This window comes from Mycobacterium arosiense ATCC BAA-1401 = DSM 45069 (assembly GCF_002086125.1).
GTDB classification, from domain to species: domain Bacteria; phylum Actinomycetota; class Actinomycetes; order Mycobacteriales; family Mycobacteriaceae; genus Mycobacterium; species Mycobacterium arosiense.
This window is the reverse complement of sequence record NZ_MVHG01000066.1, coordinates 19,531-30,010: the sequence shown is the minus strand read 5'-3', so window position 1 is coordinate 30,010 and position 10,480 is coordinate 19,531. Positions and strand designations below refer to the sequence as shown.

The following is a 10,480-nucleotide window of genomic DNA, read 5'->3' as shown; positions in this document are numbered from 1 at the left end:
GCCGAGCTGTTCAACAAGGGCGGGCCGTATCTGGCCCGCGGGGCCGCCGACCTGGTGCCGACCGCCCAGCTGCTGGACACCTACAGTCCCGAGCTGTTCTGCACCGTGCGCAACTACCACGACGTCGAGCCCAAGGCCGCCTCGTTCCTGGGCGGCAACGGCTACTCGCTCAACAGCCACACCCAGGCGCTGTCCGGGCTGGGCCTGGTCGCCAACCCGCTGTCGCTGGTCGCCATCGCCGCGCTGACGCTGGGCCTGGGCGGCGTCGCCGGTCTGGTCGGCGGCGCGCCGAACCCCTACGTCTGGCCGGAGAACCTGCCGCGGGTGAACGCGCGCGGCGGCCCCGGCGGTGCACCGGGATGCTGGCAGCCGCTCACCCACGACCTGTGGCCCGCACCGGAATTGGTGATGGACTCCGGCAACAGCCTTGCGCCGTACAACCACCTGGACACCGGATCGCCGTATGCGATCGAGTACGTCTGGGGACGCCAGGTAGGGGATAACACGATCAACCCATGAAAATCACCGGAACCCTTGTCAAGCTCAGCATCTTCTCGGTGGTGCTGCTGGTCTTCACTGTGATGATCATCGTCGTGTTCGGTCAGATGCGCTTCGACCGCACCAGCGGGTACACGGCGGAGTTCGCCAATGTCAGCGGTCTGCGCGCGGGCCAGTTCGTCCGCGCCTCCGGGGTCGAGGTCGGCAAGGTCGACACGGTGGAACTGGTCGACGGCGGCAGGCGGGCGCGGGTGAAATTCAATGTCGACCGCTCGATCCCGCTGTACCAGTCGACGACCGCCCAGATCCGCTACCTGGACCTGATCGGCAACCGGTACCTGGAGCTCAAGCGCGGTCAAGGCGAAGGCGCCGACAAGGTGCTGCCGCCGGGCGGGTTCATCCCGCTCGCCCGCACCCAGCCAGCGCTCGACCTTGACGCCCTGATCGGTGGGTTCAAGCCGTTGTTCCGGGCGCTGGACCCGCAAAAGGTCAACAGCATCGCGACCGCGCTGGTCACCGTCTTCCAGGGGCAGGGCGGCACCATCAACGACATCCTCGACCAGACCGCGCAGCTGACCAACCAACTCGGCGAGCGCGACCAGGCCATCGGCGAGGTCATCAAGAACCTGAACACGGTGTTGGACACGACGGTCCGGCACCGGCAGCAGTTCGACCAGACAATCAACGACCTGGAAGTCTTGATCACCGGTCTCAAGGACCACGGTGACCAACTGGCAGGGGGGACCGCGCACATCAGCAACGCCGCCGGCACGGTCGCCGACCTGCTGGCCGAGGACCGCGGCCTGCTGCACAAGACCCTCAATTATCTGGATGCCGTGCAGCAGCCGCTGATCGACCAGCAAGATCAACTGCAGGACTACCTCAAGAAGGTGCCGACCGCGTTGAACATGATCGGGCGCGCCATCGGATCCTACGGGGACTTCGTGAACTTCTACGCCTGCGACATCACCCTGAAGATCAACGGTCTGCAGGCCGGCGGCCCGGTCCGGACGGTCCGGCTGTTCCAGCAGCCTACGGGCAGGTGCACGCCGCAATGAGAACACTCGAACCCCCGAACCGGGTCCGCATCGGGCTGATGGGCATCGTCGTGACGGTGCTGGTGATCGGCGTGGGCCAGAGCTTCACCAGCGTCCCGATGTTGATGGCCAAGCCGCACTACTACGGGCAGTTCAGCGACACCGGCGGTCTCAGCAAAGGTGACAAGGTGCGCATCGCCGGCGTGGACGTCGGCAAGGTGGAGGGCCTCAAGATCGACGGCGATCACATCGCGGTCCAATTCAACGCCGGCACCGCAACCTTCGGCACCGAGAGCCGGCTCGCGGTCAAGACGGACACCATCCTCGGCAAGAAGGTCCTCGAGCTCGAGCCGCGCGGCGCCCAGGCGCTGCGGCCCGGGGCGACGTTGCCGATCGGCCAGAGCACCACGCCCTACCAGATCTACGACGCGTTCTTCGACGTCACCAAGGCGGCGCAGGGCTGGGACATCGACACCGTCAAGCAGTCATTGCACGTCCTGTCGCAGACCATCGACCAGACCTACCCGCACCTGAGCCCGGCGCTCGAAGGGGTGGCCAAGTTCTCCGACACCATCGGCAAGCGCGACGAGGAGGTCAAGCACCTGCTCGCCCAGGCCAACCAGGTGGCCGGCATCCTCGGTGACCGCAGCGATCAGATCGACCGGGCGCTGGTCAACGCCAAGACCCTGCTGACCGCCTTCAACGAGCGCGGCCAGGCCATCAACGCCCTGCTGGGCAACATCGCGGCGTTCTCCGAGCAGGTCAAGGGCCTGATCAACGACAACCCGAACCTCAACCACGTGCTGGAACAGCTACGCACCGTCAGCGACATCCTGGTGCAGCGCAAAGACGATCTGGCCAACGGTTTGACCGAGGTCGGCAAATTCCTGCCGTCGCTGAACGAGGCCATCGCCTCGGGCCCGTTCTTCAAGGTCGTCCTGCACAACCTGGCCCTGTACCAGATTTCGCAGCCCTGGGTGGACGCCGCCTTCAAGAAGCGCGGCATCGATCCGGAGAATTTCTGGCGCAGTGCCGGGCTGCCGGCCTACCGGTTCCCCGACCCCAACGGCACCCGGTTCCCCAACGGCGCACCGCCGCCGGCACCGCCGGTGCTCGAGGGCACACCCGATCACCCGGGGCCGGCCGTCCCACCGGGATCGCCGTGCTCATACACGCCGGCCAATCCGGGTGGCAATGTCACCGTCGGGGACGCGGGTCTGCCGCGGCCGTGGAATCCGTTGCCGTGCGCGGGTGCGACGACGGGGCCGTTCGGTGGGCCGGGCTTCCCGGCTCCGGTCGACGTGATGACGTCGCCGCCCAACCCCGCCGGGCTCCCGCCGACGCCGGGCATCCCGATCGCGGGCCGGCCGGGCGATCCGCCGCCCGACGTTCCGGGCACCCCGGTGCCGTTGCCGGCGCAAGCACCCCCGGGCGCGCGCACCGAGAACCTGGCGCCGGCCGGGCCGCCGCCACCACCGTCGACGTTCGCGCCGGGCTTACCGCCGGGGCCGGCCGCGCCACCCGGGCCGGGCAACCAGCTGCCGGCACCGTTCATCAACCCGGGCGGATCCGGAGGCAGCGGCGCAGCGGGAGGAGGTAGCCAGAATTGAGCACCGCCTTTGACATCCGCAACATCCGGCTACCCAAGCTGACGCGGGCATCGGTCATCATCGGATCCCTGGTGATCGTGTTGGCCCTCGTCGTCGCGTTCGTCGGCTGGCGGCTGTACGAGAAGCTGACCAACAACACCGTGGTGGCCTATTTCCCGGCGGCGAACGCGCTGTACAAGGGGGACAAGGTCCAGATCATGGGCCTGCGGGTGGGCGCGATCGACAAGATCGAGCCGGCCGGCAACAAGATGAAGGTCACCTTCCACTACGAGAACAAGTACCGGGTCCCGGCCAACGCCTCGGCGGTGATCCTCAACCCCACGCTGGTGGCCTCGCGGTCTATTCAGCTGGAGCCGGCCTACAAGGGCGGCCCGGTGCTGGCCGACAACGCGGTGATTCCCGAAGAGCGCACCCAGGTGCCGGTGGAGTGGGACCAGCTGCGCAACAGCATCACCAACATCATCTCCAAGCTGGGGCCGACACCCGAGCAGCCGACCGGACCGTTCGGTGAGGTCATCACGTCGTTCGCCGACGGGCTGGCCGGCAAGGGCAAGCAGATCAACACCACCCTGAGTAATCTGTCGCAGGCGCTGACCGCGTTGAACGAGGGTCGCGGCGACTTTTTCGCGGTGGTCCGCAGCCTGGCGCTGTTCGTCAACGCGCTGCACCAAGATGACCAGCAGTTCGTCGCGCTCAACCAGAACCTCGCGGACTTCACCACGCGGCTCGCCCACGACGACACCGCCCTCGCCAGCGCGATTCAGCAGTTCGACACCCTGCTCACCACCGTGCGTCCCTGGCTGGACCAGAACCGCGGGGTGCTGACCCAGGACGTAAACAACCTCGAGACCGCGACGAACGCGCTGCTGCAACCGGATCCGCTGAACGGGCTGGAGACCGCGCTGCACGTGCTGCCGACGGCCGCGGCGAACATCAACCAGATCTATCACCCGTCGCACGGTTCGGTCGTCGCCATCCCGTCGATCACCAACTTTGCGAACCCGATGCAGTTCATCTGCAGCGCGATCCAGGCCGGCAGCCGGTTGGGCTACCAAGAGTCGGCCGAGCTGTGCGCGCAGTACCTCGCGCCGATCCTCGACGCGATCAAGTTCAACTACCCGCCGTTCGGCTTGAACCTGTTCAGCACGGCGGAGACGCTGCCCAAGGAAGTGGCCTATTCGGAGGACCGGCTGCATCCGCCGAACGGCTACAAGGACACCACCGTTCCGGGCATCTGGGTGCCGGACACCCCGACGTCGCACCGCAACACCCAGCCGGGCTGGATCGTCGCCCCGGGCATGCAGGGCCAGCAGGTCGGGCCGATCACCGCCGGCCTGATGACCCCGGAGTCGCTGGGTGAGCTGATGGGGGGCCCGAACATCGAACCCGTCCAGTCGAACCTGCAGACCCCGCCGGGTCCGCCCAACGCCTACGACGAGAACCCGATCGCTCCGGTGATCGGCCAAAACCCGCCGCAGGTTCCGATACCGCCGCCGCCGCCAGGGCCGGGTGTGATCCCGGGCCCGGTCGCTCCGACACCGGCGCCGGTGTCCGCGCCCGCCCCGAACGCGGGTGGGCCGGCGGCACCCGCTGAGTTCGGAGGTGGCCAGTGAGGTGCGCGACGAGCGCGATGGGCGCGAGGAGCCCGTTAGGCGCGCTTCGGCTGATCCGCCATCGGGCCTGGCAAGGACTGACCTTGCTGGTGGCTGCGACGGTGTTGAGCTCGTGTGGCTGGAAGGGCATCTCGAACGTCGCGATTCCGGGCGGTCCCGGCAGCGGGTCGGGGGCGATGACCGTCTACGTGCAGGTGCCCGACACCCTGGCGATCAACGGCAACAGCAAAGTGATGGTCGCCGACGTCTTCGTCGGCTCAATCAAGGCCATCAACCTGAAGAACTGGGTCGCCACCCTGACGCTCGGTGTGGACAAGAACGTCAAGTTGCCGAAGAACGCCACCGCCAAGATCGGCCAGACGTCGCTGCTGGGTTCACAGCACGTCGAGCTCGCCGCGCCCCCGAAGCCGTCGCGCGAACTGCTCAAGAGCGGCGACACCATTCCGCTGAAGAACTCGACCTCGTACCCCACCACCGAGCAGACGCTGGCCAGCTTGTCGCTGATCCTGCGCGGCGGCGGCATCCCCAACCTGGAGGTGCTGCAGAACGAGGTCTACAACATCTTCAACGGGCGGGGCGAGGCGATCCGGGCGCTGCTCGGCAAGCTGGACACTTTCACCAATCAGCTCAACCAGCAGCGCGAGGACATCACGCACGCGATCGACTCGACCAACCGCCTGCTGACCTACGTGGGTGGCCGGGCCGACGTCCTGGATCGGGTGCTCACCGACATCCCGCCGCTGATCAAGCATTTCGCCGACACCAAGAACCTGCTGATCAACGCCGTCGACTCGGTGGGACGGCTCAGCCAGGCCGCCGACCAATACCTGTCGGAGGCGCGCGGGCCGCTGCACACCGATCTGCAGGCGCTGCAATGCCCGCTGAAGGAGCTCGGCAAGGCCTCGCCGTACCTGATCGGCGCGCTGAAGCTGATCCTGACCCAGCCGTTCGACATCGACACGGTCCCGAAGATCTTCCGCGGTGATTACATCAACATCTCGCTGACGCTCGACCTGACCTACAGCGCCGTCGACAACGCCTTCCTCACCGGGACCGGATTGTCGGGAGCCCTGCGGGCACTCGAGCAGTCGTTCGGGCGCGACCCGGAGACGATGATCCCGGACGTGCGTTACACGCCGAACCCGAATGACGCACCCGGCGGGCCGTTGGTGGAAAGGGGGGACAGGAATTGCTGACTCCCTTCATCCGACGCCAGCTGATCGCCTTCGGGATCCTGACCGTCATCTCGCTGTTGGTGCTGGGGATCTACTACCTGCAGATCCCAAGCCTGGCGGGCATCGGCCGCTACACGCTGAAGGCCGACCTGCCGGCCTCCGGCGGGCTGTATCCCACGGCCAACGTCACCTATCGCGGCATCACCATCGGCAAGGTGACCGACGTCGAGCCGACCGAGCGCGGCGCCCAGGCGACCATGAGCATCGACAGCCGTTACAAGATCCCGATCGATGCGACCGCCAACGTGCACTCGGTGTCGGCCGTTGGTGAGCAGTATCTGGACCTGACGTCGAGCGGCAACCCCGGCAAGTACCTGTCAGAAGGACAGACCATCACGAAGGGCACCGTGCCCGCCGAGATCGGGCCGGCCCTGGACACGGCGAACCGCGGCCTGGCGGTGCTGCCTAAGGACAAGATCGGGAGGCTCCTCGACGAGACGGCGCAGTCGGTCGGCGGGTTGGGCCCCAACCTGCAGCGGTTGGTCGACGCCACGCAGGCGATCGTCGGCGACTTCAAGAACCAGATCACCGACGTCAACGACATCATCCAGAACTCCGGCCCGGTGCTGGACAGCCAGGTCAAATCGGGTGACAACATCGAGCGCTGGGCGCGCAACCTGAACAGGCTGGGTGCGCAGTCGGCGCAGGAGGACCAACACCTGAGAAGCCTGCTGCGCCAGGCGGCGCCGACGGCCGACCAGGTCAACTCCGTCTTCAACGACGTCAAGGATTCGCTGCCGCAGACCCTGGCCAACCTCGAGGTCGTGTTCGACCTGCTCAAGCGCTATCACACCGGCGTCGAGCAGGTTTTGGTGTTCCTGCCCCAGGGCGCGTCGATCGCCCAGACGGTGGCGGCGCCGTTCCCGAACATGGCCGCGCTGGACCTGGCGCTGTCGATCAACCAGCCCCCGCCCTGCCTGACCGGCTTCATTCCGGCGTCGGAGTGGCGGTCCCCGGCCGACACCAGCATCCAGCCGCTGCCCACCGGCACGTACTGCAAGATTCCGATGGAGACACCGGCGAACAGTGTGCGCGGGTCGCGCAACATCCCGTGCACGGACATTCCGGGCAAGCGGGCCGCAACCCCACGGGAATGCCGCGACCCCAAGCCGTATGTGCCCGCCGGTACCAACCCCTGGTACGGCGACCCGAATCAGACTCTGACCTGCCCCGCGCCCTCGGCTCGCTGTGACCAGCCGGTGAAGCCGGGCATGGTGATCCCCGCGCCGTCGGTGGACAACGGGCTCAACCCGGCGCCCTCGGACCGGGTGGCGGGCACACCCCCGCCGACCAGCGATCCGTTGTCCCGGCCGGGGTCGGGTACCGTGCAGTGCAATGGCCAGCAGCCCAACCCCTGCGTCTACAAACCCAGCGGGCCTCCCTCGGCGATCTACAGTCCCCAAAGCGGTGAACTGGTAGGGCCAGACGGAGTTAAATACTCCGTCGAGAACTCGACCAGAACAGGAGACGACGGATGGAAGGAGATGCTGGCGCCGGCCGGCTGAACCCCATCGACACGGACGATTCGTTGACCATCCAAGACAAGAGCGAGAATTCGACGGCGCTGGAGAACGGCGCCGAGCAGACCGGTCCGCAGGACGCCTCCGCGGATCCGATCGAATCCACCGACGATGCCGCCGGTGTCGACGCCGGGGCCGGCCAGTCCGAGGACGGCCCCGCCGAGGGCGAAACCGAAGCCGGCGAGTCCGTCGCGGTCGCCCAGCGTCGCCCGGCGCGGGTGACCCGCGGGTGGCTGGCCGCTATCGCCGCGGTGCTGGTGCTGTGCGCCGCCGGCATCGGCGCCGGTGGCTACCTCGCGCTGCATTACCACCAGCAAAGCCAACAGATCGCCCGCAACGACGCCCTGGCGCTGAAGGCGGCGGTGGAATGCGTCTCCGCGACCCAGGCGCCGGACACCAACGCGATGACCGCGAGCGAGCAGAAGATCGTCGACTGCGGCACCGATGCGTTCCGCTCGCAGGCGCTGCTCTACACCAGCATGCTCGTGCAGGCGTATCGGGCCGCGAACATTCACGTTCAGGTGTCGGATGTCCGGGCGGCGGTCGAGCGCAACAACAGAGACGGATCGATCGACATCCTCGTCGCGCTGCGCGTCAAGGTGGCCAGCGACCAGAACCAGAACGAGGCCGGCTACCGACTGCGCGTGAAAATGGCGTTCGCCGAAGGGCAGTACAAGATTTCCAAGCTCGACCAGGTGACGAAGTGACGGTGGTGGTCGAACAGACTGCGCCCCCGGCAATCCAGGAGTCACCGCGGGAAGCCTTGGTGCCGTGGCATTCTCGGGTGACCGCGTTCGCGGTCGACGCGGTGGTGGGTCTCGCCGTCATCCTCACGATGGCCTTGGTTCTGCGTACCGTGCCGGCCCAGGGCGTGTGGTGGTGGCTGAGCATTTCCGTGCTCGGCATCGTCACCCTGCTGATGCTGGCCAACCGGTTGCTGCTGCCGGTGATCACCGGATGGAGCCTGGGCCGCGCTCTGGCCGGTATCGCGGTGACGCGACGCACCGGCGCCGCACCGGGCCCGTGGGCCCTGCTGCTGCGCGATATCGCGCATCTGCTCGATACCGCATCGGTGGTGGGATGGCTTTGGCCCCTGTGGGATTCGCGGCGACGCACCTTCGCCGACATGCTGGCGCGCACCGAAGTGCGACGCCTCCCACCGGACGCGTCGCCGCCGCACATCCGCCGCTGGAGCGCGGTCGCGGTGCTGAGCGCCGCGGCGCTCTGCCTGGCCGGGGTCGCGATGAGCTTTTTCGGGGCGTACTGGCAGGACCGGGCGACCGATCAGACCCGCGCCCAGCTGGCGACGCAGGGGCCGAAAATCGTTGCCCAGATGCTGACCTACGACCCCAAGTCGCTGCACGACGACTTCGCCCGGGCACTGTCGCTGGCGACCGACAAGTATCGGCCCCAGCTGTCGGCCCAGCAGGACCTGGTGCAAAAGGGGCATCCGGTCATCAACGAATACTGGGTCACCAACAGCTCGATCGAATCGGCCGCCCCGTCCGCAGCGACGATGTTGATCTTCATGCAAGGCCGACGCGGCACCGGGCCCGAGCAGCGCTACATCAGCGCGACGGTGCGGGTGGCCTTCGCCAGGGGGCCCGGAAACGCTTGGCGCGTGGACGATCTCACCGTACTGACCAAGCCGAAGCAGCCGGGGAGTGGCAAGTGAGTCCCCGCCGCAGGTATGCGCCCGGCGAGCGGCCACTGCTCAGCGCGCGCCCCGTCGAGGCCCGCCGGCCATGGTTGATGCCGCTGGCGGGCACGGTCGCCGCCGCGCTCATGGTGGTGTCGATCACCGCCGCCACGCTGATGCTCGTCTCGCATGAATCCCGGGCTCGGGCCGCGTCCAAGGACCGTGAGGTGCTCACCTACGTGACGGGGTTCATGACGCAGTTCGTCTCCATCGATCCCTTTCACGCCAACGACTACGTGAACCGGATCCTGGCGCAGGCGACCGGGGACTTCGCCAAGCAGTATGAGAAGAACGCCAACGAGATCCTGCTGCAGGTCGCCCGGGCCGAACCGGCCACCGGCAATGTCCTGGACGCCGGCCTGGAGCGCTGGAACGACGACGGCAGCGCCAATGTCATGGTGGCAACGGCGATCACCACCAAGTCGCCGGACGAAAAGCAGGTTCTGGAGAACGCCAATCGGTGGGCCGCGACCGCGACGCAGGAAGGGAACCAGTGGAAGATCAGCAACCTGCAGCAGGTGATGTGACCGGCGAGCAGGACCCGGCCGCCGCGGGGGACGACGCGCCTGGTGCGGCGGAGGGGGCCCGCCCGGAGCGCCACGACGAAGAGGCCGATGCCGCAACCGAATCCGCAGCCGCCGGGGGGGACGCGGCCGAATCGGACGACGCCGATGGCGAGACCACCGGCGAGGACGCCGAGCGGGTGGCGGACGCGCCACAGAACACCGCCGCGCGCAAGAACCGGCGGACCGGCAAGGTTTGGGCCGTCGTCGCCACCATTGCCGCCCTGTTGTTTGTCGGCTCCGCCGCATTCGCCGGCGCGATGCTGCAGCCGTATCTAACCGACCGGGCCACAGCCGCAACGAAACTGAACGTCGCGCGGACCGCCGCCAACGCGATCACCACGCTATGGACGTACACGCCGGAAAACATGGACACCCTGGCCGATCGGGCGTCCCGGTATCTCAGCGGCGATTTCGAGGCGCAGTACCGTAAATTCGTCGACGCGATCGTGGCCCCCAACAAGCAGGCCAAGATCACCAACCACACCGACGTGACCGGCGCCGCGGTCGAAACGCTCGACGACACCAACGCCGTGGTCATCGTGTACACCAATACGACGTCCACCAGTCCGCTGACCAAGAACGTCCCGTCGCTGAAGTACCTGTCCTACCGGCTGTTCCTGAAACGTTCCCACGACCGTTGGCTGGTGACCAGGATGACGACGATTACGTCGCTGGATCTGACGCCCAAGGTTTAGCGGGCGA

10 protein-coding genes are annotated in these 10,480 nt (G+C 67.3%); all 10 read left to right on the top strand.

The window, feature by feature from the left end:
* Window positions 1-519: MCE family protein (locus BST14_RS20600; protein ID WP_211280777.1), on the top strand; the 519-nt coding region annotated here is incomplete at its 5' end.
* A complete protein-coding gene (locus BST14_RS20595; RefSeq protein WP_062887876.1) occupies window positions 516-1,556 on the top strand; it encodes a virulence factor Mce family protein in 1,041 nt (346 codons plus the stop codon). The genes BST14_RS20600 and BST14_RS20595, both read left to right, overlap by 4 nt.
* Window positions 1,553-3,145 carry a virulence factor Mce family protein gene (locus BST14_RS20590; protein WP_083066232.1) on the top strand — a complete coding sequence of 531 codons (1,593 nt, stop codon included), beginning with the start codon at window positions 1,553-1,555 and terminating at the stop codon, window positions 3,143-3,145. The genes BST14_RS20595 and BST14_RS20590 overlap by 4 nt, the downstream gene beginning before the upstream one ends.
* Window positions 3,142-4,758, top strand: coding sequence for a virulence factor Mce family protein (locus tag BST14_RS20585; protein WP_083066231.1), 1,617 nt, complete (start codon window positions 3,142-3,144; stop codon window positions 4,756-4,758). Before BST14_RS20590 ends, BST14_RS20585 begins: the two co-directional genes overlap by 4 nt.
* Before the next feature lie 17 nt (window positions 4,759-4,775).
* Entirely contained in the window at window positions 4,776-5,954 is a 1,179-nt protein-coding gene (locus BST14_RS20580) for a virulence factor Mce family protein (protein WP_083066230.1), read from the top strand.
* Window positions 5,948-7,498: a virulence factor Mce family protein gene (locus BST14_RS20575; RefSeq protein ID WP_083066229.1), complete on the top strand. Its 1,551-nt coding sequence runs from the start codon at window positions 5,948-5,950 to the stop codon at window positions 7,496-7,498. Before BST14_RS20580 ends, BST14_RS20575 begins: the two co-directional genes overlap by 7 nt.
* Entirely contained in the window at window positions 7,468-8,220 is a 753-nt protein-coding gene (locus BST14_RS20570) for an Rv1363c family protein (protein ID WP_083066228.1), read from the top strand. Before BST14_RS20575 ends, BST14_RS20570 begins: the two co-directional genes overlap by 31 nt.
* The gene (locus tag BST14_RS20565; RefSeq protein WP_083066227.1) at window positions 8,217-9,188 is read left to right on the top strand and encodes an RDD family protein; all 972 of its coding nucleotides are present in this window, start codon (window positions 8,217-8,219) and stop codon (window positions 9,186-9,188) included. Before BST14_RS20570 ends, BST14_RS20565 begins: the two co-directional genes overlap by 4 nt.
* Entirely contained in the window at window positions 9,185-9,739 is a 555-nt protein-coding gene (locus BST14_RS20560) for an Rv1363c family protein (RefSeq protein WP_083066226.1), read from the top strand. Before BST14_RS20565 ends, BST14_RS20560 begins: the two co-directional genes overlap by 4 nt.
* Window positions 9,706-10,473: a mammalian cell entry protein gene (locus tag BST14_RS20555; protein WP_083066225.1), complete on the top strand. Its 768-nt coding sequence runs from the start codon at window positions 9,706-9,708 to the stop codon at window positions 10,471-10,473. The genes BST14_RS20560 and BST14_RS20555 overlap by 34 nt, the downstream gene beginning before the upstream one ends.
* The last annotated feature ends 7 nt before the right edge of the window (window positions 10,474-10,480 follow it).